The sequence below is a fragment of the Nocardioides sp. YIM 152588 genome (genome assembly GCF_040191335.1).
Taxonomy (GTDB): Bacteria; Actinomycetota; Actinomycetes; order Propionibacteriales; family Nocardioidaceae; genus Nocardioides.
The window spans coordinates 13,866-39,549 of record NZ_JBEGDJ010000039.1 but is presented as its reverse complement, the minus strand read 5'-3'; the positions used below and the strand labels follow the sequence as shown (position 1 = coordinate 39,549).

Sequence of the window (25,684 nt, the reverse complement as noted above, 5' to 3'; positions counted from 1 at the left end):
CACGGCCGCGGCGCGCGCGGCGGCCGGGAAGGCGGCGGTGCGCTCGGCGGCCGGCAGGCCGTGGCCCGTCCGGCGCATCACCTACCGCGAGACCATCCCCGCGAAGTGGCAGTGGGGCGTGAAGCGCGCCGTCAAGGCCTGGAAGAAGTCCGGGGTCAAGGTCCGCTTCGTCAAGGCGAAGGGCGGCGCCGCGCCGCAGCTGACGATCACGTACGGCGCCACCGGCGGCCGTGACGCCGACGCCACGCTCGGGTACGCCCCGGGCCGCCAGGCCACGGTGCGGCTGGCGAAGAAGTTCCGGTCCAAGCCGGCGAACGCCAAGAACACGGTGCTGGTGGGACGCCTGCTCACCCAGCAGCTCGGCCGCGTGCTCGGCCTCGGGGAGTCGGCCAAGGCGTGCTCCCTGATGAACCCGAACCCCGCGGCGCGCTGCTCCCTGCTCTCGGCACGCACCGGCTTCTACCAGTGCCGCTGGATCGACCGGGCCACGCAGCGCGCGGCCGCGCGCCGCTACGGCGGCACCGTCAAGCTGGCCCCGAAGACCTGCCCCATCTACCCGCTGCCCGGCGCGCTGAGGACGGTCGCGTTCTCGGGTGGCGCCGCGGACGAGAGCCCGGTGGCGATCACCTGGAAGCGGCCGAAGCGGCTGCCCGCGCAGAGCGAGGTGCTGGTGGAGGCCTGGTCCGGCACCACGTGCCCGGACACCACGGCGGCCGACCGGACCGCCCCCGACCTGCGGGCGCGGGTCACGGTGACCGACCGCCGCTGGGTGGACTCGACGCTGGACCGCCACGGCGACGGGCCGTTCTGCTACGCCGTCAGCGCGGTCAACCGCGTCGGCGGCGGACAGCCGGCGGAGACGGCCGTCCTGGAGCGCTTCCAGGAGGAGCTCGGCCCGCCGCAGATCACGAACCCCCGCCTCGCCGCCGGGCCCGACGGTCGGCAGCGCTGGCTGCTGGACGCCTCCTGGGCCGGCGACCACCTCGAGGCGTACGTTGACGGCGCCGACCCCGCCACCTGCGTGACGCCGTCGGGTGCGGGCGACGACCCGGCGTGGCTGGTGTCGCGCGGGTCCGAGGTGGCGGTCCCGGTCGCGGCGACGACGATGTGCGTCACCTACCTCGCCGTCTCCCGGTGGGGCGCGGCGAGCGACCCCACGTCGGTGACCCTCGAGGTGCCGGCGCCGCCCGCGCCGGTGGTCGGGCAGCCGACGTACCTCGGCAACCGGGAGTTCAGCATCCCGGTGACGCACGAGGCGGGCTACACCCTCCGCCTGGGCGCCTTCTCCGGGACGTGCGACGAGCTGCCCAAGAACCCCTACCCCCGCCTGTGGTGGGGCACGTCCGACAGCTCGGCGGAGCGGCTGCGGATCCAGGGTGACGAGGCGTGCGCGGTCTTCGTCTACACCGACGACCGGTTCGGGTTCTCCGGCGAGATGGCGACGGTGGCGCTGCGCACCAGCGGGGGATGAGCGGCGCCGGACCGTTCGGTCCGGCCGCCGATCGGCCGGTGGATGCAGGTTCGCGACCCCTCGTCTGGGAAGGTGGTGCCATGGGTTGGGAGGACGATCTCTTCGCGCTGTTCGACGACCTCGAGCACCAGGCGGGCGCGCTCGCCGCGGCCGACCGCGACGAGGAGATCGCGGACCGCGGGCGCGCGGAGTACCAGCAGGTCTCCCTCGCCAGCCGGCTGATGGCGACCGTCGGCAGCGAGGTCTCCATCGCCGTCACGGGTGTCGGGCGCGTCGCCGGCACCCTCGAGCGGGTCGCGGACGGCTGGCTCCTCGTCGGCTCGGGCGAGCACGACTGGGTGATCAGCCAGGGCGCCGTCGGAGCTGTCGAGGGCGCGTCGGTGCGCGCGGTCCCCGAGGTCGCCTGGTCGCCCGTCACCCGGCTGGGTCTCGGCTCGGCCCTGCGCCGCCTCGCCGACGTCGGCGAGCGCTGCGTGCTGCACCTGCGCGACGGCCGGCGGTACGACGGGACGCTGCGCCGCGTGGGTCAGGACTTCTGCGAGATCGCGGTCGGCGAGGAGCGGCGGATGACGCTGGTCGCGTTCCACGCCCTCGCGGCCGCCCAGAGTCGCGGCTGACACCTCCCACGCGACTCGTGGGTGGCGCACGGCGACCCGCGGGTCAGGTGGCCTCGTCGTCGAACGGCGGCTGCTCGCCCGGGGGCAGGGTCATGGTGACCCGCGCCGCGGGGCTGCCCGTCTCCTCGTCGTCGTCGGCCATCGCCTCGGCGATGTGCTTGCGCACGATCCGCCGCGGGTCGAGGTCCTGCAGCTCGAGGTCGGCGTACTCCGGTCCGAGCTCGGAGCGCAGCTCGTCGCGGGCGCTGTCGGCGAACCGGCGTACCTGCTTGACCAGCTGGGCGGCCTGCCGGGCCAGGCCGGGGAGCCGGTCGGGCCCGAAGACGACCACCGCCACGAAGGCGATCACCACCAGCTCGGCGAAGCCGATTCCGAACACGTCGCTGCCCCCCGGTCAGGCCCGGCTCAGAACCGGTTGCTCGGGGTGAGGCCGAGCTGCATGCCGGCCAGGCCGCGGCCGCGGCCGCCGAGCCGGTCGGCGATCTCGCCCAGCGCGACCGCGCCCGGCGCGGTCGGGTCGGACTCGACGATCGGCTTGCCGGCGTCGCCGCCCTCGCGCAGCGCGGTGTCGAGCGGGATCCGTCCCAGCAGCGGCACGTCGTAGCCGAACCGCGCCGACAGCGTCTCGGCCACCCGGTCGCCGCCGCCGGTGCCGAAGACGTCCAGGCGGTGGTCCTTGCCCTCGGCCGTGCAGTGCGGGCAGGGGAGGTAGCTCATGTTCTCGACGACGCCGACCACCCGCTGGTGCATCATCGACGCCATGGTGCCGGCGCGCTCGGCGACCTCGGCGGCGGCCTCCTGCGGCGTGGTCACCACGACCACCTCGGCGCCAGGCAGGTGCTGGCCCATCGAGATCGCGATGTCGCCGGTGCCCGGCGGCAGGTCGAGCAGGAGCACGTCCAGGTCGCCCCAGTAGACGTCGGCCAGCATCTGCACCAGCGCGCGGTCGAGCATCGGTCCGCGCCAGGCGACGACCTGGTCGCGTCGCGGCTTGAGCATGCCGATCGAGATCACCGAGACGCCCGACGGGGTCGGCACGGGCATGATCAGGTCGTCGACCTGGGTGGGCCGCGCGTCGGCGACGCCCAGCATGGCCGGCACGGAGTGGCCGTAGATGTCGGCGTCGACGAGGCCGACCTTGCGCCCGGCGTTGGCCAGGGCGATCGCCAGGTTGACGGTCACCGAGGACTTGCCGACGCCGCCCTTGCCGGAGGCGATCGCGAAGACCTTGGTCAGCGACCCGGGCTGGGCGAACGGGATCTCCCGCTGGGCCTGGCCGCCGCGCAGCTGCTCGTGCAGGCCGGAGCGCTGCTCGGCGCTCATCACGCCGAGGTCGATGCGCACCTCGGTCACGCCGTCGAGGGCGCGCACGGCCGCGGTCACGTCGCGGTTGATGGTGTCCTTGAGCGGGCAGCCGGCCACGGTCAGCAGCACCCGCACGTCGACCACCCCGTCCTCGCGGACCTCGACCGACTCGACCATGCCCAGGTCGGTGATGGGTCGCTTGATCTCGGGGTCGTTGACCGTCGCCAGGGCGGCGGTCACCTGCTCGACGGACGGGACGGCGTGGGACGTACTCACGGCCCCGAGTCTAGGCAGTGCCTGGCGAGCGTCCGTCGTCGCCGTCGCCGTGAGACGCCGCACCCCGCCCGGCGGGGCCGGGGCCGCGCATCTCGGCCCGCTCGTCGAGCTCGGCCAGCAGGGCCTTCAGCTCCGAGCGCAGGTAGTCGCGGGTGGCCATCTCGCCGACCGACATCCGCAGCGAGGCGACCTCGCGGGCCAGGAACTCCATGTCGGCGTGGGCCCGCGCGTCGGCCTGCCGGTCCTGCTCCGCGATGACCCGGTCCCGGGCCTCCTGGCGGTTCTGCGCGAGCAGGATCAGCGGGGCGGCGTACGACGCCTGGAGGCTGAGCATCAGCGTCAGGAAGATGTAGGGGTAGTCGTCCCAGCGCGCCTCGCCGGGCGCCAGCGCGTTCCACCCGATCCAGATCGCGACGAAGACCGTCATCCACAGCAGGAAGGTCGCGGTGCCCATGAACCGCGCGAACTGCTCGGCGAAGACCCCGAACGCGTCGGAGTTGTAGCTGGGCCGCGGCACCAGCTGCCGGTGCGCGGAGGTCGGCGTGTCCAGGCGCTCGCTGCGCTGTCCCTCAGCCACGGCTGCCCTCCTCCGCGCGCGGCTGCCGCTCGCGCCAGTTCTCGGGCAGCATGTGGTCCAGGAGGTCGTCGACCGTGACCACGCCCAGCAGCCGGCCGTTCTCGTCGACCACGGGGGCCGCGACCATGTTGTAGGTCGCCAGGTGCGCGGCGACCTCGTCGATGCTGGCCTCGGGCCGCACCGGCTCCAGCGACTCGTCGAGCGCGCCCGCGACCAGCGTCGACGGAGGCTCGCGGAGCAGGCGCTGGATGTGGGCGATGCCGAGCAGCTTGCCGGTAGGCGTCTCCAGCGGCGGCCGGCAGACGTAGACCATCGCCGCCAGCGACGGGGTGAGGTCGGGGTGGCGCACGTGGGCCAGCGCGTCGGCGATCGTGGCGTCCGGGCCGAGGATCACCGGCTCGGGCGTCATCATCGCGCCGGCGGTGTTCTCGACGTACTTCATCAGCCGCCGGACGTCCTCGGCCTCCTCCGGCTCCATCAACCGGAGCAGGATCTCCTGCGTCTCCGGCGGGAGGTCGGCGACGAGGTCGGCCGCGTCGTCCGCCGACATCTCCTCGAGCACGTCGGCGGCCCGCTCGGAGTCCAGGACCTCGAGGATCTCGACCTGGTCCTCGTCGGGCAGCTCCTCCAGCACGTCGGCGAGCCGCTCGTCGTCCAGCGCCAGCGCGACGGCGGTACGCCGCTCGGTGGGCAGGTCGTGCAGGATGCTCGCCGCGTCCGCGGGGCGCATGTCGTTGAGCGCCGCGATCAGGTGGGTCGCCCCCTGGCCCTCGTCGCGGGTGGCGAGCCCCTGCACCTCGTCCCACTCCACGACGTGGGTCTGGCCGCGGCGGCGGAACCCCTTGCTGGGCTCGCGGACGGCGACCCGGCTGAGCACCCAGTCGCGGGTGCGGGCCCGCTCCATCGCGACGTCGTACACGGTGCCGGTGACCCCGCCGGGCTTGATGGTGACCGTCCGGTCGAGCATCTGCCCGATCACCAGGGTCTCGGTCGAGCGCTGCTCGAAGCGGCGCATGTTGAGCAGTCCGGTGGTGTAGACCTGCCCGGAGTCGATGTTGGTCACCCGGGTCATCGGCACGAAGATCCGGCGGCGGCCGAACACCTCGGCGACCAGGCCGAGCACGCGGGGCTGGGCGGTCTCGCTGCGGATGGTGACCACCAGGTCGCGGACCTTCCCGACCTGGTCACCCTGAGGGTCGAAGATCGGCAGGCCCACCAGCCGGGCGGCATAGACACGCGACGGGGTGGCACTCACAGCCCGAACGGTATCGGGTCGGTGGTGCTGCGCCCGGGACCCTGCGCCGACCGCGCCGGGCGTCAGGCCCGGCCGACGCGTCCGCGCACCCGGCGCGCGGTCGTGCCCAGCCGGCGGCGGACCCGGGGGACCAGCGAGCGGGGGCCGCGACCCTGCAGCGCGTCGCGCTCGGCGGTGACGTCGGCCAGCTGGCGGCGCAGCTGCTGGACCTCGTTCCACCGCGCCTCGGTCAGGTCGGCGATCGTCGCCACCGCGGTCGCGAGCACGTCGCCCTGGTCGGGCTCGACGCGGTCGGGGCCGGTGGTCCCGGCGGCGTCCATGACGAGGTCGGCGGGGTTGCCGATCAGGTCCACCTCGCGGGCCAGCATGCCGTCGTACTGCTCGCGGGTCGCGGCGGCGCACCACTCGACGTGCTCCGCCGGGAGCCGCACCGAGCTGCGCTCCTGCCGCATCAGGCACTTGCGGGCCAGCCACTCGCGCACGCCGCGGCTGTAGGCGTCGCCGCGCATCCGCCCGTCGAGCTCGATGTTGACGCGGCGCAGCATCTCCGCCTGCGGCAGCGAGATCGACTGGTTCGCCGCCTCGTCCGGCACCTGCAGGGTGGCGGGGTCGAAGCCGACGAGGCCGGAGAAGAGGTCGACCAGCGTGTCCTCGGCCCGGTCGGGCGGGGGCACCGCGATGACGTGCACCCGCTCGCGGGGCAGGCGCCCGCCCCACCGGTCGAGCATGCCCGGCACGTCCTGGCGGGCGAGGAACCGCCGCGCGCCGCGGGTGCGGTCCCGGGCGGCGGTGAGGAACTCGGTGTAGGTGACGGTGTCGCGCTGCTTCATGCACTGCTGCCACTCGGACGGCAGCGTGCGGCCCCAGTGGCGCGCCGTGAGCACCAGGTGCACCTCGAACTCCGCGAGGCCGTCGAGCAGGAGGTCGACCGAGCGGCGCGGCAGCTCGCCGAGGTCCTCGTTGGTGAGGACGTGCGTCATCGTCGGCCGCTCGCGGATCCAGCCGGCGAGGTCGGCGACCGCCGCCTCCGCGGTCGCGGTGGCGTCCGGGTCGCCGGAGGCGGCGCGCCGCAGCGGCACCACCTGGTGCCGCGCGTGCTCGTCGCGGTCCGGGTAGAGCAGGTTGACGCCCTGCTCGGCCAGGGCGTCGAAGGAGCGCCGCAGCGACCGCTGGAGGTAGGTGGTGCCGCTCTTGCGCGTGCCGACGTGGAGGAAGACCCGGGTCACGCGGTCATCCTCGCATCCGGGCGTCAGGACCGCCCCACGCGCCGGACGCGGGCCAGCGCCCGCCCCAGGGCATGGCCCTGCGAGCCGTCGCCCGCAGGCGAGGCCGTCCGCTGCCCGGACGGCGCACCGGGGCGCTGCCGCGTCGTCCGGGGGTCCTCCAGGATCATCGAGACCAGCACGTGGAGCGCCAGCGCCAGCAGCTGGCCGTCGCCCACCTCGTCGGGCAGCGTGCCGTCGGCGCGGAAGCTGGGCTCGAGGTCCGCGAGGTCGCCGTGCAGCGCGTAGCCGTGCGCGCGCAGGTCCTCGACGATCGCGTCCGACATCTCGCGCAGCGGCTGCTGCCGATCCTCGGGTACGCCGAGCATGCCGCCCTCGCGGAACCGGACCAGGCGGCGCTGGGCGAAGCGGCGCTTCACGAGCCGCGAGTGCTGCGGCCAGGGCAGGTCGTCGGGCAGGGCGGTCGTGACCCGGCGGAGCAGCTCGGTCTCCACCGTGCCCAGGGACGGGTTCCCGGGGGTGTCCGCCACGGCGTACTGCAGGTCCGGCAGGCCGACCGCGGCCGCGAACCGCTGCCACAGCGCGTCCGGGTCGGAGCCCGACGGCGGGACGGTCACCAGCGTCACCTTGTCGTGGCCGAAGACCTGGCCCCAGTGGTCGGCCAGCGCGGCCACGTTCTGCGCCCCCCACACACCGTGCCGGGTCGACGCCCCCTCCCAGCCGTCGAAGGCCGCGCCGAGGAAGTCGGCGTAGCGGCCGACGTTGCCGTTCTTGATCCCCTCCTGCCAGACCGCCGGCAGCTGGCGGCCGAGGTCGCGGCAGGTGATCACGATCGTCACGTCGTGGTCGGGGAAGGAGTCCCGCGCCCGCTCCAGCGTGGTCCGGTCGGAGCTGCCGAGGATCTCGTGGGAGATCAGCGCCGGGCCGTCGAACCCGTGCACCTCCTCGACCACGCGGCCCCACGCGCCCTCGGCGCGCGGGTGCCAGTGGCCGCGGAAGCCGCTCTCGCGGAGGCTCATCGCCTCCTCGAAGTGGCCCGGGTTGCGGCCCGGGTAGAGGAACCCCGCGCGGCGGAGCAGCTTGCGGTTGGTCGACAGCGCCCCCTGCAGGAACGTCGTCCCGCTCTTGGGCGTGCCGATGTGGATGTGGAGGGTCCGACGCTCCCCGCTCACCGCTGCCTCCCGGCTGACCTCGCTCAACGCTGCTGGTACTCCTTGAGCAGGCTACGGCCGATGATCATCTTCTGGATGTCCGAGGTGCCTTCGCCGATCAGCATGAACTTCACCTCGCGCATGAGGCGCTCGATCTCGTACTCCTTGGAGTAGCCGTAGCCGCCGTGGATCCGGAAGGAGTCCTCGACGACCTCGTTGGCGTACTCGGAGGCGACCATCTTGGCCATGCCTGCCTCGACGTCCATCCGGCGGCCGGTGTCCTTGAGGCGGGCGGCGCGGACCATCATCGTGTGGGCGGTCTCGACCTTGGTGGCCATCTCGGCGATCCGGAACAGCACCGCCTGGTGGTCGGCGATCCTCTTGCCGAAGGTCTTGCGCTGCTGGGCGTAGGCGATGCCGAGCTCGAAGCCGCGCCAGGCCAGGCCGCAGGCGCGGGCGGCGACGTTGACCCGGCCGACCTCGACGCCGTCCATCATGTGGAAGAAGCCCTTGCCCGGCTCGCCGCCGAGGATCTGGTCCGCCGCGATCCGGTGGTCCTCGAGGATGAGCTCGGTCGTCTCGACGCCCTTGTAGCCCATCTTGTCGATCTTGCCCGGCACGGTGACGCCCTGGGCGGTCTCGCCGAAGCCGGCCTCCTTCTCGACGAGGAAGGTGGTCATGTTCTTGTAGACCGAGTCGGCGCCCTCGTCGGTCTTGGTCAGCAGCGCGACCAGGGTGGAGGTGCCGCCGTTGGTCAGCCACATCTTCTGGCCGGTGATCGAGTAGGAGCCGTCCTCGAGGCGGGTCGCCTTGGTGGAGACGGCGGAGACGTCGGAGCCCAGGCCCGGCTCGGACATGGAGAACGCGCCGCGGACCTCGCCGGCGGCCATCCGGGGCAGGTACTTCTGCTTCTGCTCCTCGGTGCCGTGCTGCATCAGCATGTAGGCCACGATGAAGTGGGTGTTGATGACGCCGGAGACGCTCATCCAGCCGCGCGCGATCTCCTCCACGCAGAGGGCGTAGGTGAGCAGGGACTCGCCGAGGCCGCCGTACTCCTCGGGGATCATCAGGCCGAAGACGCCGAGCTCCTTGAGACCCTCGATGATCTCGGTCGGGTACTCGTCGGCGTGCTCGAGCTCCTGGGCGACCGGGATGATCTGCTCGTTGACGAACGTCCGTACCGCCTTGAGGATCTCGGTCTGGTCCTCGGTGAGGCCCTCGGTCTGGCACAGCTGTGGCATCGGTTCCCTTTCACTCCGGTGGCGGTCGCGTCGGCGTCCGCGCGAGGACGACCGGGCCGACTCTACCGGTGGGTAGGACCGCCGCCCGCGGCGTCCACCCTGCCACGGACACCGTTAATCCCTTTCGTCCGCACCGGCGTCCGTGCGACGGTGGGCGAACCCCAGGGAGAGGAGCGGCGATGCCCGAGAACACCGACCCGGGTCAGGACCCGCAGGCCGATACCAAGGCCCGGATGCGCGAGGCGCTCGACCACAAGAACCAGCGGGAGCGCGGGGTCCACGCCGACGGCCCGGTGCGCGAGAAGGCGCACGGCTCCGAGGTGGTCGGCGGCGCCCCCAAGATGCACCGGCGCAAGGCCGGCGGCGGGGGCTCCTGAGCGACCGCCGACGTGGACCGGCCCCGGGGGCGCCCGCCCGGGCAGGCACAATGCGGCCCGTGACCAAGACGAACCCGGGCAACTTCTTCGAGGACTTCACCGTCGGTCAGGTGATCGAGCACGCCACGCCGCGCACCGTCACCGAGGGCGACCGGGCGCTGTACGGCGCCCTGTACCCGACCCGGTTCGCGGTGCCGTCGTCGGCGGCGTTCGCCGCCGCGGTCGGGCTGGACCCGCACCCGGTCGAGGAGCTGATCGGCTTCCACGTCGCCTTCGGCAAGACCGTCCCCGACATCTCGCTGAACGCGGTCGCCAACCTCGGCTACGCGGAGCTGCGCTTCCACCGGCCGGTGGTGCCCGGCGACACCCTGGCCACCCGCTCCGAGGTGATCGGCCTCAAGCAGAACTCCAACGGGCGCTCCGGCGTCGTGTACGTCCGCTCCACCGCCACCAACCAGCGCGGCGAGGTCGCCATCGACTGGTGCCGCTGGGTGATGGTGCACAAGCGCGACCAGGACGCCCCGGCGCCCGAGACCGTGCTGCCGGAGCTCGCCTCGCACGTCGCCGCCGACGACCTGGTCCTGCCCGCGGGGCTCGACTTCTCGTCGTACGACTTCGCGGCGGCGGGGGAGCCGCACCGCTTCGACGACTACGCGGTCGGGGAGCGGATCGACCACGTCGACGGCGTCACCCTCACCGACGCCGAGCACATGATGGCCACCCGGCTGTGGCAGAACACGGCGAAGGTGCACTTCAACACCGAGGCCCGCCCCGACGGCAACCGCCTGGTGTACGGCGGCCACGTGATCTCGCTGGCCCGCGCGCTCTCCTTCAACGGCCTGGCCAACGCCCAGCTGGTCGCCGCGATCAACGGCGGCTCCCACGTGGCGCCGGCGTTCGCCGGGGACACCGTCTACGCCTGGTCCGAGGTGCTGGACAGGGCCGAGACCCCTGCGCCCGGCGTCGGCGCGCTGCGCCTGCGGCTGGTGGCGACCAAGGGGCGCGACGAGTCGATGACGCTGCGCGGCGAGGACGGCAAGTACGCCGCCGGCGTGCTGCTCGACCTCGACTACTGGGCGCTCGTTCCCCGCTGAGTCGGATGGGCCGAGCTCCGGCCGCGGGTCGTGTGCCTGAGAGCCCGCCTGGGCGATGCCTCAGGCACACGACCCCGACCCGGCGCTCGGGACGGCCTCAACCGTCGATGCGGACGTCGCGGACCAGGTAGGTGATCTCGTCGTCGGTGGCACGCCGGTCGCGGTCGATCGAGACCCGGTTGGGCCACGCCTGCCCCGCGGGCTGGACCACCTTCACCTCGTCGTTGGCCTCGTTCTCGGACTCGGCGACGATGTCGGCGATGGTGAGCCGGTAGAACTCCGGCGCCTGCTGGCCCTTCTCGGGGCCGCGCAGCACGACGGCGTTGGCCACCTCGCCGTCGCGGACCGTCACCTCGACCGGGCCGGCGATCGGGCAGAAGCAGATCACCTCGAGGCGGTAGGTGTAGTCTTGGGCGGTGAAGGGCCCGTCGGTGGTCGGCACGCCCGTCGTCCCGGTGGTCGTCCCGGTGCTCGCCGGGGTCGCGGAGCCGCTCGTGTCGGTCGCCGTCTCGTCGCCGCCCCCGCAGCCCGACGCCCCGAGCCCCAGCGCCACCGCCAGCGCCACCGCCAGCGCTCCCGCCGCCAGGCGCCGGCGGTGCCGGCGGTGCCGCCGTCCGGGGAAGGTCCTCATGCACCCTCCGACGCGGGCACCGGCGTCGCGGTTCCCGTGCGGATCGCCGCGAAGTGCCGGGCCAGCGGCCACAGGGCGAGCACCAGCACCATCGGCACGCAGAAGCCGAGCCGCAGCTGGTTCTGCCCGACGACCCCGGTGAGCACCGCGCCGAGCAGCCCGCCGACGTAGTTGAACTGGTTGAACCGGGCGATCACCGCGTCCACGCGGCGACGGTCGGGCGCCGCGCCCGTCGCGTCGCCCCCGGCGATCACCGCCGCCGCGGAGAAGCTGAGCGGCGCCACCACCGAGACGCCGAGGCCGACCACGGTGAAGCCGAGCACCGCGAGCGGCCAGGTCGGGGCGAAGGTGACCAGCGCCAGACCGCCGCAGGCGACCACCGCGCCGGTCCGCAGCACCGGCACGGCGCCGTACGCCGCCACCAGCCGGTCGCCCGCCAGGCGGGTCACCAGGCTGGCCAGCAGGTAGGGCAGCGTGGCCAGGGCGACCCAGCGGGAGGGGGCGTCGAAGACCTCGTCGAGGTAGACCGCGCCCCAGGTCTGGGAGGCGGTGTCGACCATGTAGAAGATCACCATGCCGGCGCCGACCAGGACGATCGGGCGCCACGGCACGGGCGAGGCCTCCATGCCGCCGACGAACTCGGGCCCGCCGGGGTGGGTGTCGCGCCGCAGGAACGGCAGCGCCGCGCAGGCCAGCGGCACCAGCGCGAGCGCGGCGGTGGCGCCCAGCGGCAGCCCGGCCATCGCCAGCGTCAGCCCCGCGCCGACCAGGCCGCCGAGCGTCCAGCCGCCGTGGAAGGACGGCAGGATCGGGCGCCCGTAGGCGTGCTCCAGGGCGACCGCCTGCATGTTGGTGGTGGCGTCGACGACGCCCAGCGCGACGCCGTACACGACCACGCCCAGCCAGTAGACCGCGAGGTCGGGCCCGGCCACCATGAGCGGCATCCCGAGCCCGATGCCGACCAGCCCGGCGCGCAGCAGCAGCGCGCTCTCCAGGCGGTGCGCCAGCCGCTCGGTGAGCACCGAGCCGGCGCCGGCGAGCAGCACGATCGCCAGCAGCGTCGCCGAGACGTCGAGCTCGCTGAAGTCCCAGCGCTCCTTGATGTCGGGCAGGCGGGTGGTCAGGCTGATGAAGACCATTCCCTGCGCGGCGAACGCGGCGGCGACCGCCATGCGGTTGCGGGCAAGACTCACGGCGCCGATCCTGACACGCTGGGGACGGGGGCGTGGCCGGTACGCGCGGGAGGGAGCAGATCGCGCTGGACCGCCGCCACGGACCAGTTGCGGACCTGGCGAGGGCCAGGAGCGAGGAGGGCACCCGATGGCCGACGACAACCCGACCACGCAGCTGTGGCTGGTCCGGCACGGGCCGACGGAGTGGAGCACGACCGGTCGGCACACCTCGGTGACGGACCTGCCGCTGCTCCCGGAGGGGGAGAAGGCGGCGCGGGCGCTCGCTCCGCGCCTGGCGGACCAGGAGTTCGACCGCGTGCTGACCAGCCCGCGGCTGCGCGCCCGCCGCACCGCGGTGCTGGCCGGGTTCGCCGACGCCACGGTGGACGAGGACCTCGCCGAGTGGAGCTACGGCACCTACGAGGGGCGGACCACCGCCGACATCCGGGAGTCGGTGCCGGGGTGGAGCGTCTGGGACGACGCCGCTCCCGGTGGCGAGACCGCCGCGGAGGTGGCGGCCCGGCTGGACCGGGTGGTCGCCGCCGCGCGGGCGGCCGGCGGGCGCACGCTGGTCTTCGCGCACGGGCACTCGCTGCGGGTGCTCGCGGCGCGGTGGCTGGGCCTGCCGGCGTCCTCGGGGCGATACCTGCGCCTCGACACCGCGACCGTCTCGATCCTCGGCTACGAGCGCGAGGCGCCCGTGGTGCTGCGTTGGAACGCCTGAACGCTTGACGTGCGGCGCGCCGCGCAGGACCGTGTCGGGCATGGCCGAGACGCTGCGCGCCGGCTGCCCGCGCTGTGCCGCGCCGATCGCCGAGACCGGTGACGGCGCGTGGTCCTGCCCCGAGCACGGCGAGGTGGTGCCGGTGTGGCGCCCCGAGCACGCCTCGTACGACGGCTTCGTCGCCCACCTCGCGCGCGCCGGCTCCTTCCCGACGTACCTGCCGTGGCCGCTCGGCCCCGGCTGGAGCGTCACCGACTTCGCCGTCGTCGCGGGTGACGACCCGGGGGTCGGCGCCCGGGCGACGATGGCCTGCGTCTCCGGCAGCAGCGCGCTGGACGGACCGGTCGACGTGATGGTGATCAGCGAGGAGGCCGGCACCGGCCTGGGGGCGCGGGTGGCCGGGCTGGACGCGGGCACGGCCAGCGCGCCCGCGGGGCCGTGGGCCGACGGCGAGCAGGCCCTCGGCGTCGCGCCGCCGGAGGTGCGGATCAAGCTGGAGACCTACCCGGTCGCGCTGTGGCCGGTCTCCACCAGCGGCTCGCACGGCGAGTGGGACCGCTCGGTGCTGGCCGGCGAGGCCGAGGGCCGTTGGCTGTGGCTGGTGCTCCGCCCCGCGTCGGCGATCCTGATGCTGCGCGAGGAGTGGATCCTGCGCGACGCCTCCGCGGCCGGCCCCCAGCTGCTCGCGCTGCCGTTCGGCGGCCCGGCGCCGTCATGGTGAGCGCCGGCGGTCCTACGATCACTGGCGTGCGGATCGACCTCCACGCGCACTCGGACGTGAGCGACGGGACCGCCAGCCCGGCGGAGCTGGTCCGCGCCGCGGCGCGGGCGGACCTGGACGTGCTGGCCCTCACCGACCACGACACCACCGCGGGCTGGGACGAGGCGCTGCGAGCCGGCGAGGAGGTCGAGATCCGGGTGGTGCCCGGCATCGAGATCTCGACCCGGTACGACGGCGTCGGGGTGCACCTGCTGGCGTATCTGCCCGACGCCTTGGACCCGGCGCTGCAGGCCGAGCTGGCGCGGATCGTGGCGGGGCGCGAGGACCGGGTGCCGGGCATGCTGGCCCGGCTGCGTGACCTGGGCATCCCGGCGACCGCCGAGGCGCTGGCGGAGGCGACCGGGCCCGCGGTGGCCCCCGGGCGTCCGCACGTGGCCGACCTGCTGGTGCGGCTCGGCGTGGTCGCCGACCGGGACCAGGCGTTCGCGGAGTACCTGGCCGAGGGCGGACCGGCCTTCGTCGACCGCTACGCCGCGGACCTCGGCGCGGCGATCGCGCTGGTCCGCGCCGCCGGCGGCGTACCGGTCCTCGCGCACCCCTGGGGGCGCGGTTCGCGGCGGGTGCTGGGGCGGGACGCGATCGCCGGACTCGCGGCCGGCGGGCTGGCCGGCCTCGAGGTGGACCACCTCGACCACGACCCGGAGCAGCGCCGGGAGCTGCGCGGCATCGCCGACGACCTGGGGATGGTGGTCACCGGCTCCAGCGACCACCACGGCACCGGGAAGGTCGGCCACGACCTGGGCTGCGAGACCACCGCTCCCGCGATGTGGGAGCGGATCCAGGAGCTGGCGGGTCGGGCCCCGGCGGGACCGGCGGAGACGCCGGCGGGGGAGGTGGCGCGGTGAGCATCGTCGACTGGGTGCTGCTCACCGAGGTCTTCGTGACCCTGTTCGTGATCATGGACCCGGTCGGCACGGTGCCGATCTTCCTGTCGCTGACCGCGGGCCGCAGCCAGGAGACCGCCCGCCGGGCGGCCTGGCAGGCGGTGGCGGTCTCCTTCCTGGTGATCACGCTGTTCGCCTTCTTCGGCCAGCAGATCCTGCAGTACATGCACATCTCGCTGCCCGCGCTGCAGGGCGCCGGAGGTCTGCTGCTCCTGCTGGTCGCGCTGGAGCTGCTGACCGGCAAGGAGGAGGAGGCGGTCGCGCACCAGGACGTCAACGTGGCGCTGGTGCCGCTGGGCACGCCGCTGCTGGCCGGGCCGGGCGCGATCGTGGCGGTGATGCTCTTCGTGCGCGGCATCGACGACGGCGCCGACGTGGTCGCGGTCGCGCTGGGGATCGTGCTGGTGCACGTCTCACTGTGGCTCGCGATGCGCTACTCGCTGCCGATCCTGCGGGTGATCCGTGAGGGCGGCGTCCTGCTGGTCACGCGGATCGCCGGCCTGCTGCTCTCCGCGATCGCGGTGCAGCTGGTGGCCGACTCCGTCCGCGCGTTCATCGCCGGCGAGGGCTGAGACCGCCGGCGCGGACCGGTCTCAGGACTGGAGGTGCGGCGTGGATCGGCGCATCAGCACCGCGGTGAACTGCTGGTTGGTGCCCCACGGGGTGAGGTGGTCCTCGCCGGCGGTGTCGATCAGCTCGAAGTCGGGGAACTCGGCGGCGAGCTGCTCGTGGGTGTAGCGGACGATCGGCAGGCCGCTGCAGGTCGTGGGCCCGTCGGGGCCGAAGGTGGCGACGACCAGCCAGCCGTCGTCGGTGAGCGAGCGCCGCAGGGAGGCGAGGTAGTCCTCGCGCTCGTCGGCCTCGGTGAGGAAGTGGAAGACCGCACGGTCGTGCCACAGCGCGTAGCGGCGTCCCATGTTCAGGTCGAGGACGTCGGCGACCTGCAGCACCACGTCGTCTCCGGCCGGACCGATCCGGTCGCGCACCATTCGCAGCGCGGTAGTGGACAGGTCCACGGCGGTCAGGTCCGTGTAGCCCCGCTGGACCAGGTGGTCGACGAGCGTCGACCAACCCGCGCCGACGTCGATGATCGGTCGGCCGGTGGCGACGCCGCTCCGGTCCACGAGCCCGAGCGAGAGACCGGGCACCGACTGCCACCACGACACCCCGTCCTGGGGCTTGTCGTGGTGGACGTCCTCCCAGTAGGCGCTGCGGTCGGCCGCGGTCTCGGGGCGATGCGGGTCGGCCATGGACCGAGACTAGCCGCGGACGGCGGAGGGGGCGGTGCCGCTTCTCGGCGGACCGTCATCGACTCGTAATGACCGCACTCGGCGGATCGCCTTAGGGTCGGCTCATGGTCGGTATCGCGGATCCGACGGGAGCTCCGGCCCAGCTCGGGGAGCTGGTGACGCTGGTCGACGGCGGCGACATGGACTGCGGCGGTGGTCTGCTGTTGCTGATCACGCGCGCCATGCGGCGGCTCGAACCAGGTCAGCTGCTCGGCGTGCGGAGTGCCCAGGAGAGCGTGGTCACCGACCTGCCGGTGTGGGCCGACCTCGTCGGGCACGACGTGGTGGCGCAGCTGGCGGAGTCTGGCGACGGGCCGTGGTGGTTCGCGGTGGGCAAGGCCGCGGACACCGGGCAGACCACGGTGTTCAGCCAGGGCGAGCGCACCCCGGTGGGTCAGCGGCTGTGGCTCTACACGAACTTCGACTGCAACCTCGCGTGCCACTACTGCTGCGCCAAGTCCTCACCCCGCGCGGAGGCCCGCCGGTTCGACCCCGCCGTCGCCGCGGAGGTGTACGCCGAGTTCGCCGCCATGGGCGGCCGGGAGGTGCTCCTCACCGGGGGAGAGCCGTTCATGCACCCCGATCTGGGTCGGTTGCTGGACGCGGCGGTCGGGCTCGAACGCACCCTGCTGACCAACGCGATGATCTTCGGGCGGGGCCGCCGGCGCGACACCCTGGAAGCACTCGACCGCGAGATCGTGCTGCAGGTCAGCCTCGACTCCGCCACCTCCGAGATCCACGACCGGCAACGAGGCGCGGGGTCGTGGGAGCGGGCGGTGAGCGGCATCGAGCTGGCCCGGTCGCTGGGGTTCCGGGTGCGCATCGCGGCCACCCTCTTCGACGAGGACCCCGAGGGGGTCGCCGCGTTGCACCGGCGCCTCGACGACGTCGGAATCGCGCGGGAGGACCGCGTGATCCGGCCGGTGGCGGAGGAGGGCTACGCCGAGACCGGCGTGCACGTCTCGATCGACACGCTCGAACCGGAGCCCACCCTCACCGCGGACGGCGCCTGGTGGCACCCGGTGGCCGTCACCAACCCCCACCTGCGGATCGCCGACTCCCCGCTGCCGCTGGCAGAGGTGTTCGGCGTGGTCCGCGACACGATGGCGGTGCAGGACGCGGCAGCGCGGACCGGCAGGGAGGTCTTCCGATGCGCCTGAGCCCGGCCGCGACGGTCTCCTGGCTGCTGGCCCCCGCCGACGACGAGCAACCTCGCGGGCATGCCGCAGCGGCGGCGTTTCTGCGGGTCCTGCTGGGACTGATGTGGCTCTACAACGTCGCCTGGAAGCGGCCGCCGGGGTTCGGCGAGTCCACCGACAGCGGGCTGTACCACTTCACGGCGCACGCCGTCGACCACCCGGTGCTGCCGCCGTACAGCTGGCTGGTCGAGAACCTGGTGCTGCCCAATATCGCGGTCTTCGGCTGGGGCGTGCTGGTGGTGGAGACTGCTCTCGCGGTGATGCTGCTGACCGGTGCATGGGTGCGGCTCGCCGCCGTGCTCGGAGTCGCGCAGTCGCTCGCCATCGGCCTCTCGGTCGCCTACGCCCCCAACGAGTGGCCGTGGTCCTACTGGTTGATGATCGGCGCCCACGTGCTGCTGCTGTTCTCGGTCGCCGGGCGCTGGCTCGCCGTCGACGCGGTCAGGTCCGGGACCGGGTCGAGACGCACGCTGGCGACGGTCTGGGGCTGGCTGGCCGTGGCGGTCGGCGGCTACAGCGCCCTGCGCTCGTTCGGTGACCCGCTCGCCGCCCGCGGCGAGGGGCTCCGCTCCACGGACCTGTCGATCAGCCTGGGCCTCTACAACCTGCTCGGCGGGGTGGTCATGGTCGCGCTCGGGCTGCTACTGCTCGCCGGGACGCGAACCCACGCGGTCGTACTTCTCCGCGGAGCGGCCGGGCTGGCGGTGCTTGCGGCCGTGTCGCTGCACGCCCAGATCGGTTTCAGCGACCCGCTGCTGGGCGGCGATGCCACCGCCGCGGCGGTCTTCCTCGCCATCGCGGTCGTGGCGCTGACGGCGAGCGCGAAGCCGACCCCGCGCACGAGCACCGAGATCGAGACCGTGACCACGCAACCGACCTGAGCCCCGACCCGCCGCCCCGATCAAGAGGAGTTGCCATGCGCCCAGCCACCCCGTCCCGTCGGGCAGTGCTGCTCGGCCTCGGAGGCGGACTACTGCTGACGGCCTGCGGCGGGAACGAGGAGGGCTCGTCCGACTCGGGCACGACCGGGCCGATGAGCATCTCGGCCATCCCCGACCAGGATCCGGAGTTCCTCAACCGGCTCTATCCCGCCGTCGCGGACCGGTTCGGCGAGGCGATCGGCCTCGACGTGGAGTATCGCCCCGTCACCGACTACACCGCGGTGGTGCGTGCCTTCGAGGTCGGCGATGTCCAGCTAGCGTGGATGGGCGGCCTGACCGGCGTCCAGGCCCGGACCCGGGTCCCCGGGTCGACGGCGATCGCCCAGCGCGACATCGACGCCGACTTCCACAGCCTCTTCATCGCGAACAAGTCCGCGGGCCTGACGACCTTCGACGACGTCGACGGACTCGCGACGCTCGCCGGCCACAGCCTGACGTTCGGTAGCGAGACCTCCACCTCGGGCCGGCTCATGCCGCAGCACTTCATGGCCGAGGCAGGACTCGAGGAGAGCCAGCTGAAGGGTCCTCCCGGCTTCTCCGGGTCCCACGACGCCACCATCGAGGCGGTCGCCAGCGGCAGCTTCGAGGTGGGCGCGGTCAACGAACAGGTATGGCACGCCACGGTCGATGCCGGCGAGCTGGACCTCGGCCAGGTCGAGGTCCTGTGGCGGACGCCCGGCTACGTCGACTACCACTGGCTCGCCCGCCCGGACGTCGACCAGGTCTTCGGGGAGGGCACGCAGGAAGCCGTGACCGAGCTGCTGCTGGGTCTCGACGCGTCCGACCCCGACGACGCGGAGGTGCTGGAGCTGTTCGGCGCCGAGCGGTTCATCCCGACCGAGAACTCCGCCTACGACACCATCGAGGACGTGGCCCGTGACCAGGGGCTGCTCGGGTGAGTGAGCCCCGCCCAGCGGGGCCGCCTCCGATCCGGCTGCGAGACGTCGCCCGGAGCTATGGCCGGCACCTCGCTCTCGCCGGCATCGACCTCGAGGTCCGTGCCGGCGAGCGGGTGGCGATCCTCGGAGCGAGCGGGGCTGGCAAGAGCACCCTGCTGGCCCTGATGGGCGGGTCGCTGGCACCGACCAGCGGCACCGTGGAGCTGTTCGGCCAGGACATCACCAGGCTCGCCGGATCCCCGCGTCGCCGACTGCAGCGGCGGATCGGCACGGTCAGCCAGCGGCTGACGCTCGTCGAACAGGTGCGGGTCCTCCACAACGTCAACGCGGGCCGGCTCGCCGAGTGGAGCACCGGCCGGGCGCTGGGGTCGCTGCTGTGGCCGCGCGGGCTCGACGAGGTACGCGACGCCCTGGACCGCGTCGATCTCGGCTGGGCGCTGCACGAGCGCACCGAGCGGCTCTCCGGTGGTGAGCGGCAGCGGGTGGCGATCGCGCGGCTGCTGGTGCAGTGCCCGGAGCTGGTGCTCGCCGACGAGCCGGTCTCGAGCCTGGACCCGGTCGGGGCCGCCCACGTCCTCGGCCTGATCGGCGACCCCGGCCTGGCGCGGACCCTGGTCGTGAGCCTGCACCAGCCGCTGCTTGCCCAGGAGCACTGCACGCGCGCCGTCGGGCTGCGTGAGGGCATGGTCGTGTTCGACGTACCGGTGGCGGAGCTGGAGCAGCAGCGGCTCCACGACCTCTACGCCCGGGCATGAGCCTGCAGCTCGATCCGCGCGCCGGCGACCGCGCCCGGCCGCAGCGCACGACCGGGGCCGAGGTGCTCCGCCGGCGACTGCTCACCTGGGCGGCGCTGCTCGCGCTGCTCGCTTGGTCGGCCGCGCGCGCGGTCCCTGAGGGCGCCGTGGTCAACACCGGTGGACTGGCCCTGCTCGACGACCTGGTCGTGACCGCCCGCGACCTCTCGCTGGACCCCGAGTTCCTCCGGATCGTGCTCGACGCCACGCTGACGACCGTGGCGTTCGCCCTGCTCGGAACGCTGGGTGCGCTGGTGCTCGGCGTGGCGGGGGGCCTGGTGCTCAGCGACGTCGCCTGGGACCGGCAGCCGCCGCCGCTGGTGCGCGCACTGCGGCTGCTGCTGCGCGGAGCCCTGGTTGCCGTGCGTGCGGTCCACGAGCTGGTGTGGGCGCTGCTGTTCGTGAGCGTGCTCGGGCTCGACCCGCTGGTCGCCGTGCTCGCGCTGGCCGTGCCGTTCGGGGCGCAGACCGCCCAGGTGTTCGGGGAGACCTTCGACACGGTGCCCGACGGCCCGCTGCGGGCGCTGCGCGACGCCGGCGCCCGGCGGGTGTCGGCCCTCGCCTACGGGCTGCTGCCGCAGGCATTGCCGCTGATGCTGTCCTACGCCTTCTATCGCTTCGAGTGCGCGCTCCGGTCGGTGGTGGTCCTGGGGGTCGCAGGCGTCGGTGGACTCGGGTTCGAGCTCACCGTGAGCCTGCAGTCCCGCAACTGGGAGGAGGTCTGGACCCTCGTCACCGCCCTCCTGGTGCTCTCGGCCCTGGTCGAGCTGTGGAGCAGCCGGGTCCGGCGCAACCTGGCGATCGTGACCTGCGCCGACTGGGTCGTGGGGAGGTCGGACCCTGCCGAGGGCCGGAGGTCGTCACGGCTCTCCAGGCCGGTCCGCTGGTCGCTGTGGGCGGTTCCGCCGGTGGCAGCGGCGGCGTGGTGGTGGGTCGGGCTGTCGCCGGCGAACCTGTTCTCGGAACGAACCCGGGCCCTCACCTCGCGCCTGCTCGCCGACATGTGGCCCCCGGCGCCGCCGCCCGGCGGCTGGTCGACGTTGGTCGGGGCCTCCCTGGACACGATCGCGATGGCCACGCTGGCGATGCTGATCGCCGTCGCGATCACGCTCGTGATCGGTCCGTGGGCGAGCCGGCCGCGTGCCGGACGCGGCGGATCGGTCGGGGCCGTGCGCTGGCTGGCCTGGGGCCTGGCCCGGGCCGTCCTGCTGGTGCTCCGGTCGATCCCACCCACCGTGTGGGCCGTGCTCGCGCTGCTGGCTCTCTTCCCGGGGATCATCCCCGGGGCCGTCGCGCTCGGGCTCTACACCGGCGGCATCCTCGCCCGCCTGGTGGCCGAGGCCTGGGAGACCGTGGACCTGCGGCCGCGTGACGCCCTGCGGGACGCCGGGGTCGCGCCGTCGGTGTCGGCGGTCCTGGGGGTCGGCCCGCCCTCGGCACGGCACCTGGTGACCTACACGCTCTACCGGTTCGAGATCTGCGTCCGGGACACCGCGATCGTCGGTGTCGTCGGCGCGGCAGGGCTGGGCAGGGTGCTCGCGGACCGCCTGGCAGCGTTCGACTTCGCGGCCGTCACCGGCGTACTGGTGGCGTCGTTCGTCGTCAGTGCAGCCGTCGAGCTGGTCGGTCGGCGGGGGCGACGCGCCTGGTGAGAGCGGCGCCGATCCCCACCCGGGGGGCGTGAGGCCAGGCTCTGAGCGTCGCCGACGTCACCCGAGAACGACCGCGTCGGCCCGGCCGGCGGCGCCGGCGGCGACCAGCTCGAGGAAACCGTCGACCAGTGCGTGCGCGCGGGCGCGGCTGCGGTCGTCGGTGGCGACGGTCGAGGCGAGCAGCTCGTCGGTGCGGTGGCCCAGGGCGCGCGCCTCGGCGGCGCCGCCGTTGCCCAGCCAGCCCTCGAGCGTGGTGCTGACCAGCTCGGGGTGGAACTGCAGGGCCAGGTTGCGGCGCAGCACGAACGCCTGGGAGGCGGCGGCGTTGCGCGCCACCTCGCGGGCGCCCGGGGGCAGCGTCCACCGGTCGTAGTGCCACTGGAACCAGGGGCCGTCCGGCACGATCGCGGGCTCGTCGCTCTCGACCTCGACCCACCCGATCTCGGGGTGGTCCGAGCGGCCGACGCTGCCGCCGTGGGTCTGGGCGAGCAGCTGGCCGCCGAAGCAGATGCCGAGCACCGGGACGCCGGCCGCGTCGGCCCGCCGCAGCTGCTCGATCTCGGGGCCGACCCAGGAGGCGACGCCCGCGTCGTACGCCGACCAGGGGGCGCCGAGGGCGACGACCGCGTCGTACTCGGTGAAGTCGGGGAAGTCCGCCTCGACCCCGGGGGTGTCGAAGCGCTCCTGGGGCACCACGCGGTGCACGACGACCTCGTAGCCGCGCTGGGCGAAGCGCTCGCCGATGGGGCCTGCTGGCGACATGTGGTCGTGGGCGACGAAGAGGACGCGCATGCGGCCATCCTAGGTAATCGTTTGGTTCCAAACAAAGGCTTGGGGCGAGGTGGGAACGGGACGGGGCCCGGGGGGCGCGAGCGACCCCCGGGCCCCGGTGAGGCGGTCGGTCCGGTCAGGTGACCAGGTCGGCCACCGCGTCCTCGTTCTCCTCCTTGCGGCGCACCTTGCCGACCAGGGTGCCGACCGCGAACACGGCGAACGGCGCCAGGACCAGCGTCCAGCCGAGCGCGGAGAGCCCGAAGGTCTGGGCGGTCGGGTCGACGCCGTCCGCGACGGTGCCCGCGAGCAGGCCGAAGCGCGCCGCCACGAGGTAGGCGCCCAGCGTCAGGCCGACGGCGGCGATCGCCGGGGCGATCACGGTGTTCCAGTACCGGCGGTCGCCCTCGCGGCGGAAGTAGACGATGACGGCGATCGAGACCAGGACCTCGACGAGCACGATCGCCAGCACGGCCAGCGCGCTGAACCAGTAGAAGAGGTTGAGCACCGGGTCCTTGTCGGTGACCACGAAGAGCAGGATCACCGCCAGCGTCACCACGGAGGTGGCCACCGAGCCCATCGCCGGGGCGCCGCGACCGTTGACGTGGTCCAGGGCGCGCGGCAGGACGCCGGCCCGGCCGAGGGAGTAGAAGTAGCGCGAGGCGCTGTTCTGGAAGGCCAGCAGGCCGGCGAAGAGGCTGCTGATCACCAGCCAGCTCATCAGCACGGCCAGCCAGTGCCCGACGTACTCCTCGGCGACCGAGAAGAGCACGGCGGCCGGGTCGGCGAGCGGGGTGCCCTCGATCGCGGAGATCTCGGCGACGCGCTCGACCACGTGGTCGCTGCCGACGGCGCTGACCACGGCCCACGAGGTGATCGCGAACAGCACGGCGATGAGCGTGACGGCGGCGTAGGTCGCGATCGGGACGCTGCGCTTGGGGTCCTTGGTCTCCTCGGCGTAGATCGCCGTGGCCTCGAAGCCGATGTAGGAGGCGAAGGCGAAGGCCAGGGCGATGCCGGCGGAGCCGGCGAAGCCGCCCGCGAAGATGTTCGACGGCGCGAAGGAGGCGGCGAAGTCGAGGCCGTCGGGGCCGCCGCCCTGGAACAGCACGACCACGGCGACGAGGAGCAGGGAGAGGACCTCCAGGCCCATCAGCACGCCGAGCAGCTTGGCGCCGATGTCGACCTGGAGCAGCGACAGCGCGGAGACGATCGCCCACGCCAGCAGCGCCCATCCCCACCAGGAGAGGCTGATCCCGAGCTCGGCCTCGAACTGGGCCGAGGCGATCGCGCCGAAGAAGCCGAAGATCGCCAGCTGGATGGCCAGGTAGGCGAGCAGCGAGACGAACGCGGAGCCGACGCCGGGGGCGATGCCGAGGCCGCGGCCGACGTAGGCGAAGAACGCGCCGGTGTTGCTGACCCGGTGGCTCATCGCCGAGTAGCCGACGCTGAAGACGAGCAGCACGAGGCCGACGGCCAGGTAGGCGCCGGGCGCGGCCGCGCCGTTGCCGAGGACGATCGCGACCGGCACCGCGCCGGTCATGCCGACCAGCGGCGCCGCGGCGGCGACGACGAAGAAGACGATGCCGGCGATGCCCAGCCGGCCTGCGGCGAGCGTCTCCTCGGCGGTCAGCTCGGGCGCGGGGGAGAGCGCCGAGTTGCCTTGGTCTGTGGTCATGGGAGTCGAACCCTCTCATCGGTGTGACCTGGATCATGCGAAGATATTCGGACCCAAACGATCTGTCGAGAGGTTCGCGGAAAAACGTTTGTTTCCAAATGATGCAGGCGTGTTGCCGGGCCGGCCCCCTTGACAGGAGGCGGGGCCCGGCATTTACGTTTGGATCCAAACGATCGTCGAAGTCCGGAGGGACCATGCAGCAGCACATCGCCGAGGTCGAGGGCGTCCGCGTCGACCTCCGTCACTGGATCGGCGGCGAGCGGGTCGCCTCCGAGCGCACCTTCGCCGACGTCTCCCCGATCGACGAGGTCGAGCTCGGCCAGGTCGCCGCCGGAGGCGCCGCCGAGGTCGACGCCGCCGTCGCCGCCGCCCGCGCCGCCTTCCCCGCCTGGGCCGGCCTCTCGGTCTCCGAGCGCTGCGACATCCTGCGCCGCGTCGCCGACGGCATCGAGGCCCGGATCGAGGACCTCTCCCTGGTCGAGACCCGCGACAACGCCTCGCTGATCCGCAGCCACCGCCGCGGCGTGATGCCGCGGGTGGCGATGAACTTCCGCGCGTTCGCCGACTTCGCCGACAAGCAGCTGGGTCACCCCGACATGGAGGTGCCCGGGCGCGGCCACCGCGAGCGGATCACCTATGACCCGGCCGGCGTCGTCGCGATCATCACGCCCTGGAACGCCCCGCTGATGCTGGCCTCGTGGCGGATCGGCCCGGCCCTGGCCGCCGGCAACACCGTCGTCGTCAAGCCGCCGGAGTGGGCCCCGCTGACCGCCAGCCTGCTCGCCGACATCATGGCGGAGGCGGGCGTGCCGGCCGGCGTCTTCAACGTCGTCCAGGGCACCGGCGCCGAGGCGGGCGCCCCGCTGACCGCCCACCCCGACATCAACCGGCTCGCCTTCACCGGCTCCGTCCCGACCGCGGGCGTGGTGTCCAAGGCCGCCGCGGAGAACATCGTCCCGCTCTCCTATGAGCTCGGCGGCAAGTCCCCGCTGGTCGTCTTCGAGGACGCCGACCTCGACCTCGCCGTCGAGATCGCGGTGGAGCAGTTCGACAACGCCGGCCAGGTCTGCCTCAAGGCCGCCCGGATGCTCGTCCACTCCTCGCTCGTCGACGAGTTCACCGAGCGGGTCGTCGCCAAGGCCGCCACGCTGACCCAGGGTGACCCGCGCGCGGAGGGCACGGACGTCTCCGCCCTGATCTCCCGGCGTGCGTTCGACACGGTCTCGGGCTTCGTCGAGCGGGCGATCGCCGACGGCGCCCGACCGCTGCTCGGCGGCGGCCCCAACGACGACCTCGGCGGGCTCTACTTCCGACCGACGGTCCTGGTCGACGCGGCGCTGGACTCCGAGATCATGACGGAGGAGGTCTTCGGCCCGGTCGTCACGATCACGTCGTTCGAGACCGAGGAGGAGGCCGTCCGGATCGCCAACGACACCCGCTTCGGCCTCGCCGCCACCCTGGTCACCGGCGACCGCGACCGCGCCGAGCGGGTCTCGTCCGCGCTGAACGCCGGCACCGTCTGGGTGAACTGCTTCTTCGTCCGCGACCTCGAGGCGCCGTTCGGCGGCAACGGCCGCTCGGGCATCGGCCGCGAGGGCGGCATCTGGTCGTTCGACTTCTACACCGACATCAAGAACAGCGTGTTCAGCCCCACCGGCTGGACCACGGAAAGCGAGTGAGCC

26 protein-coding genes are annotated in these 25,684 nt (G+C 73.5%); 14 read left to right on the top strand and 12 right to left on the bottom strand.

What is annotated here, in order from left to right; genetic code table 11:
• Together ABLM29_RS16565 and ABLM29_RS16560 are read left to right on the top strand one after the other, a co-directional pair.
• Nucleotides 1–1,471 (top strand): hypothetical protein (locus ABLM29_RS16565; protein ID WP_349715359.1); only part of this gene is annotated, 1,471 nt, incomplete at its 5' end.
• A gap of 80 nt (nt 1,472–1,551) precedes the next feature.
• Nucleotides 1,552–2,088 (top strand): hypothetical protein, encoded by a 537-nt coding sequence (locus ABLM29_RS16560; RefSeq protein ID WP_349715358.1) that lies wholly within the window; start codon nt 1,552–1,554, stop codon nt 2,086–2,088.
• A 43-nt stretch (nt 2,089–2,131) separates the two neighbouring features.
• On the opposite strand, the gene ABLM29_RS16555 is transcribed toward ABLM29_RS16560, so the two are convergent.
• The 7 genes from ABLM29_RS16555 to ABLM29_RS16525 all read right to left on the bottom strand — a co-directional run bounded on the left by ABLM29_RS16555 (nt 2,132) and on the right by ABLM29_RS16525 (nt 9,116).
• Complete coding sequence (locus ABLM29_RS16555; protein WP_349715356.1) at nt 2,132–2,467, bottom strand: sec-independent translocase; 336 nt, start codon at nt 2,465–2,467, stop codon at nt 2,132–2,134.
• Between the two features lie 26 nt (nt 2,468–2,493).
• Nucleotides 2,494–3,669: an Mrp/NBP35 family ATP-binding protein gene (locus tag ABLM29_RS16550; protein ID WP_349715355.1), complete on the bottom strand. Its 1,176-nt coding sequence runs from the start codon at nt 3,667–3,669 to the stop codon at nt 2,494–2,496.
• Nucleotides 3,670–3,679: 10 nt separating this feature from the next.
• On the bottom strand, nt 3,680–4,246 hold the full coding sequence (locus ABLM29_RS16545) for a DUF1003 domain-containing protein (RefSeq protein WP_349715354.1): 567 nt from the start codon (nt 4,244–4,246) through the stop codon (nt 3,680–3,682).
• Nucleotides 4,239–5,501 carry a magnesium transporter MgtE N-terminal domain-containing protein gene (locus ABLM29_RS16540; protein WP_349715353.1) on the bottom strand — a complete coding sequence of 421 codons (1,263 nt, stop codon included), beginning with the start codon at nt 5,499–5,501 and terminating at the stop codon, nt 4,239–4,241. The genes ABLM29_RS16545 and ABLM29_RS16540 overlap by 8 nt, the downstream gene beginning before the upstream one ends.
• Before the next feature lie 62 nt (nt 5,502–5,563).
• Complete coding sequence (locus ABLM29_RS16535) at nt 5,564–6,727, bottom strand: hypothetical protein (RefSeq protein ID WP_349715352.1); 1,164 nt, start codon at nt 6,725–6,727, stop codon at nt 5,564–5,566.
• Nucleotides 6,728–6,750: 23 nt separating this feature from the next.
• Entirely contained in the window at nt 6,751–7,896 is a 1,146-nt protein-coding gene (locus ABLM29_RS16530) for a hypothetical protein (protein ID WP_349715349.1), read from the bottom strand.
• A 23-nt stretch (nt 7,897–7,919) separates the two neighbouring features.
• Complete coding sequence (locus ABLM29_RS16525; protein WP_349715348.1) at nt 7,920–9,116, bottom strand: acyl-CoA dehydrogenase family protein; 1,197 nt, start codon at nt 9,114–9,116, stop codon at nt 7,920–7,922.
• Between the two features lie 179 nt (nt 9,117–9,295).
• Here ABLM29_RS16525 and ABLM29_RS16520 point away from each other — a divergent pair, with 179 nt between their 5' ends.
• Together ABLM29_RS16520 and ABLM29_RS16515 are read left to right on the top strand one after the other, a co-directional pair.
• Nucleotides 9,296–9,493, top strand: a complete 198-nt coding sequence (locus ABLM29_RS16520; RefSeq protein WP_349715347.1) for a DUF5302 domain-containing protein — start codon at nt 9,296–9,298, stop codon at nt 9,491–9,493.
• A gap of 59 nt (nt 9,494–9,552) precedes the next feature.
• The gene (locus ABLM29_RS16515; protein WP_349715346.1) at nt 9,553–10,587 is read left to right on the top strand and encodes a MaoC family dehydratase; all 1,035 of its coding nucleotides are present in this window, start codon (nt 9,553–9,555) and stop codon (nt 10,585–10,587) included.
• Between the two features lie 97 nt (nt 10,588–10,684).
• On the opposite strand, the gene ABLM29_RS16510 is transcribed toward ABLM29_RS16515, so the two are convergent.
• A complete protein-coding gene (locus ABLM29_RS16510) occupies nt 10,685–11,218 on the bottom strand; it encodes a DUF6174 domain-containing protein (RefSeq protein WP_349715345.1) in 534 nt (177 codons plus the stop codon).
• Nucleotides 11,215–12,420, bottom strand: a complete 1,206-nt coding sequence (locus tag ABLM29_RS16505) for an MFS transporter (protein WP_502889256.1) — start codon at nt 12,418–12,420, stop codon at nt 11,215–11,217. The genes ABLM29_RS16510 and ABLM29_RS16505 overlap by 4 nt, the downstream gene beginning before the upstream one ends.
• A gap of 118 nt (nt 12,421–12,538) precedes the next feature.
• Between ABLM29_RS16505 and ABLM29_RS16500 the strand changes: the two genes are divergently transcribed.
• From ABLM29_RS16500 to ABLM29_RS16485, 4 genes are read left to right on the top strand one after another with little or no spacing between them, the layout of a single operon-like run.
• Nucleotides 12,539–13,114: a histidine phosphatase family protein gene (locus tag ABLM29_RS16500; protein WP_349715343.1), complete on the top strand. Its 576-nt coding sequence runs from the start codon at nt 12,539–12,541 to the stop codon at nt 13,112–13,114.
• 40 nt (nt 13,115–13,154) lie between these two features.
• On the top strand, nt 13,155–13,835 hold the full coding sequence (locus ABLM29_RS16495; protein ID WP_349715342.1) for a DUF6758 family protein: 681 nt from the start codon (nt 13,155–13,157) through the stop codon (nt 13,833–13,835).
• Between the two features lie 26 nt (nt 13,836–13,861).
• A complete protein-coding gene (locus ABLM29_RS16490) occupies nt 13,862–14,740 on the top strand; it encodes a PHP domain-containing protein (protein ID WP_349715341.1) in 879 nt (292 codons plus the stop codon).
• A complete protein-coding gene (locus ABLM29_RS16485; RefSeq protein ID WP_349715339.1) occupies nt 14,737–15,351 on the top strand; it encodes a MarC family protein in 615 nt (204 codons plus the stop codon). Before ABLM29_RS16490 ends, ABLM29_RS16485 begins: the two co-directional genes overlap by 4 nt.
• A 21-nt stretch (nt 15,352–15,372) precedes the next feature.
• Here the strand turns inward: ABLM29_RS16485 and ABLM29_RS16480 are convergent, their stop codons facing one another.
• A complete protein-coding gene (locus ABLM29_RS16480; RefSeq protein WP_349715338.1) occupies nt 15,373–16,029 on the bottom strand; it encodes an SAM-dependent methyltransferase in 657 nt (218 codons plus the stop codon).
• A 104-nt stretch (nt 16,030–16,133) separates the two neighbouring features.
• Between ABLM29_RS16480 and ABLM29_RS16475 the strand changes: the two genes are divergently transcribed.
• From ABLM29_RS16475 to ABLM29_RS16455, 5 genes are read left to right on the top strand one after another with little or no spacing between them, the layout of a single operon-like run.
• Nucleotides 16,134–17,228, top strand: coding sequence for a radical SAM protein (locus ABLM29_RS16475; RefSeq protein ID WP_349715337.1), 1,095 nt, complete (start codon nt 16,134–16,136; stop codon nt 17,226–17,228).
• Complete coding sequence (locus tag ABLM29_RS16470) at nt 17,219–18,148, top strand: Rv1678 family membrane protein (RefSeq protein WP_349715335.1); 930 nt, start codon at nt 17,219–17,221, stop codon at nt 18,146–18,148. Before ABLM29_RS16475 ends, ABLM29_RS16470 begins: the two co-directional genes overlap by 10 nt.
• 35 nt (nt 18,149–18,183) lie before the next feature.
• On the top strand, nt 18,184–19,107 hold the full coding sequence (locus ABLM29_RS16465) for a putative selenate ABC transporter substrate-binding protein (protein WP_349715334.1): 924 nt from the start codon (nt 18,184–18,186) through the stop codon (nt 19,105–19,107).
• A complete protein-coding gene (locus tag ABLM29_RS16460) occupies nt 19,104–19,862 on the top strand; it encodes a phosphonate ABC transporter ATP-binding protein (protein WP_349715333.1) in 759 nt (252 codons plus the stop codon). Before ABLM29_RS16465 ends, ABLM29_RS16460 begins: the two co-directional genes overlap by 4 nt.
• Entirely contained in the window at nt 19,859–21,553 is a 1,695-nt protein-coding gene (locus tag ABLM29_RS16455) for a PhnE/PtxC family ABC transporter permease (RefSeq protein WP_349715331.1), read from the top strand. The genes ABLM29_RS16460 and ABLM29_RS16455 overlap by 4 nt, the downstream gene beginning before the upstream one ends.
• Before the next feature lie 57 nt (nt 21,554–21,610).
• Here ABLM29_RS16455 and ABLM29_RS16450 read toward each other — a convergent pair whose 3' ends face one another.
• Both ABLM29_RS16450 and ABLM29_RS16445 read right to left on the bottom strand, forming a co-directional pair.
• Nucleotides 21,611–22,345, bottom strand: coding sequence for a type 1 glutamine amidotransferase (locus ABLM29_RS16450; RefSeq protein ID WP_349715330.1), 735 nt, complete (start codon nt 22,343–22,345; stop codon nt 21,611–21,613).
• Between the two features lie 115 nt (nt 22,346–22,460).
• Entirely contained in the window at nt 22,461–24,002 is a 1,542-nt protein-coding gene (locus ABLM29_RS16445; protein WP_349715329.1) for an APC family permease, read from the bottom strand.
• A gap of 194 nt (nt 24,003–24,196) precedes the next feature.
• On the opposite strand from ABLM29_RS16445, the gene ABLM29_RS16440 reads away from it, so the two are divergent.
• Nucleotides 24,197–25,681, top strand: a complete 1,485-nt coding sequence (locus tag ABLM29_RS16440; RefSeq protein ID WP_349715327.1) for an aldehyde dehydrogenase family protein — start codon at nt 24,197–24,199, stop codon at nt 25,679–25,681.
• The last annotated feature ends 3 nt before the right edge of the window (nt 25,682–25,684 follow it).

Coding starts and splice junctions, on each gene's coding strand:
- ABLM29_RS16470 (WP_349715335.1), top strand. CDS start 17,219: ATGCGCCTGAGCCCGGCCGCGACGGTCTCCTGGCTGCTGGCCCCCGCC.
- ABLM29_RS16445 (WP_349715329.1), bottom strand. CDS start 24,002: ATGACCACAGACCAAGGCAACTCGGCGCTCTCCCCCGCGCCCGAGCTG.
- ABLM29_RS16455 (WP_349715331.1), top strand. CDS start 19,859: ATGAGCCTGCAGCTCGATCCGCGCGCCGGCGACCGCGCCCGGCCGCAG.
- ABLM29_RS16495 (WP_349715342.1), top strand. CDS start 13,155: ATGGCCGAGACGCTGCGCGCCGGCTGCCCGCGCTGTGCCGCGCCGATC.
- ABLM29_RS16525 (WP_349715348.1), bottom strand. CDS start 9,116: ATGCCACAGCTGTGCCAGACCGAGGGCCTCACCGAGGACCAGACCGAG.
- ABLM29_RS16500 (WP_349715343.1), top strand. CDS start 12,539: ATGGCCGACGACAACCCGACCACGCAGCTGTGGCTGGTCCGGCACGGG.
- ABLM29_RS16560 (WP_349715358.1), top strand. CDS start 1,552: ATGGGTTGGGAGGACGATCTCTTCGCGCTGTTCGACGACCTCGAGCAC.
- ABLM29_RS16510 (WP_349715345.1), bottom strand. CDS start 11,218: ATGAGGACCTTCCCCGGACGGCGGCACCGCCGGCACCGCCGGCGCCTG.
- ABLM29_RS16440 (WP_349715327.1), top strand. CDS start 24,197: ATGCAGCAGCACATCGCCGAGGTCGAGGGCGTCCGCGTCGACCTCCGT.
- ABLM29_RS16520 (WP_349715347.1), top strand. CDS start 9,296: ATGCCCGAGAACACCGACCCGGGTCAGGACCCGCAGGCCGATACCAAG.
- ABLM29_RS16480 (WP_349715338.1), bottom strand. CDS start 16,029: ATGGCCGACCCGCATCGCCCCGAGACCGCGGCCGACCGCAGCGCCTAC.
- ABLM29_RS16475 (WP_349715337.1), top strand. CDS start 16,134: ATGGTCGGTATCGCGGATCCGACGGGAGCTCCGGCCCAGCTCGGGGAG.
- ABLM29_RS16450 (WP_349715330.1), bottom strand. CDS start 22,345: ATGCGCGTCCTCTTCGTCGCCCACGACCACATGTCGCCAGCAGGCCCC.
- ABLM29_RS16465 (WP_349715334.1), top strand. CDS start 18,184: ATGCGCCCAGCCACCCCGTCCCGTCGGGCAGTGCTGCTCGGCCTCGGA.